Raw genomic sequence first — 1,014 nt, 5'->3', positions numbered from 1 at the left:
GGACGGCCAGACCCAGGCCGATGGCAACGCCGAACACCACGCCAGCCCACGCGGGCAAATCCGCGTGCGCTTCCCCTGGCAGCGTGGCGAGCGCGCCGACGACCGCAGCAGCCGCTGGATCCGCGTCGCGCAACGGCAAGCCGGCGCCGGCATGGGCTGGCAATGGCTGCCGCGTATCGGCCAGGAAGTGCTGGTCAAGTTCACGGACAACGATATCGACCAGCCGTTCGTGATCGGGGCGCTGTACAACGGCCAAGGCGAAGCCGGCATCGCCCCCACGCCGGGCGGCAGGTCCATGGCCGCCACCACCTTCTTCCAGCCCTATGACGCCAGCGGCATCTACGCGATGGGCTCCGACACGCAGCCGAGCGCACAGGGCAATCTGGCCGGCGGCAATAGCCCGGCGTGGCACGGCATGAGCGCGGATCCGGACGGCCATCGCAACGACGCCGCGCTGACCGGCTTCAAGAGCCAGGAACACGGCGGCAAGGGTTACAACCAGCTGGTGTTCGACGACTCCGATGACCAGCTGCGGACACAACTCGCCACGACCGAACAAGTCACCCAGCTCAATCTCGGCCATGTGATTCACCAGCAGGACAACCGCCGCGGCAGCTTCCGGGGGCAGGGGTTCGAGCTGCGCACCGATGGCTACGCCGCGGTGCGCGGCCAAGCGGGGCTATTGCTGACGACCTATCGCGATGCCGTCACGGGGCGCGTGCTTCCGACGGGGGACAACGCCGCTGGCATCGCACTGTTGCGGCAGGCGGGCGATCTGGTCAGGACGCTGAGCGATGGCGCGACCACGCATCAAAGCCAGGCTCTGTCGACCGGCAAGGGTGTCGATTCGCCGCTGGCGAAGCAAGCCAAAGCGGCAGCCGGCATGGTCGATGGGCAATCGCTCGAAGCGGCAAGGGCGGATGCGGCTGGCGGCAATACCAGCACGCCGGGCAAGGTGCCGCACCAAAGCGAGCCGATGGTCCACCTCAACGGCCGGGCTGGCGTGGCTATGGT

1 protein-coding gene is annotated in these 1,014 nt (G+C 68.2%); it reads left to right on the top strand.

Annotation, left to right across the window (positions count from 1 at the left end):
• Positions 1-1,014 (top strand): type VI secretion system Vgr family protein (locus C7416_RS28805; protein ID WP_181461340.1); only part of this gene is annotated, 1,014 nt, incomplete at both ends.

It is taken from the genome of Cupriavidus phytorum (genome assembly GCF_003254285.1).
Classification (GTDB): domain Bacteria; phylum Pseudomonadota; class Gammaproteobacteria; order Burkholderiales; family Burkholderiaceae; genus Cupriavidus; species Cupriavidus phytorum.
The sequence above is the reverse complement of the archived record's forward strand: the minus strand, read 5'-3'. Positions and strand labels throughout refer to the sequence as shown.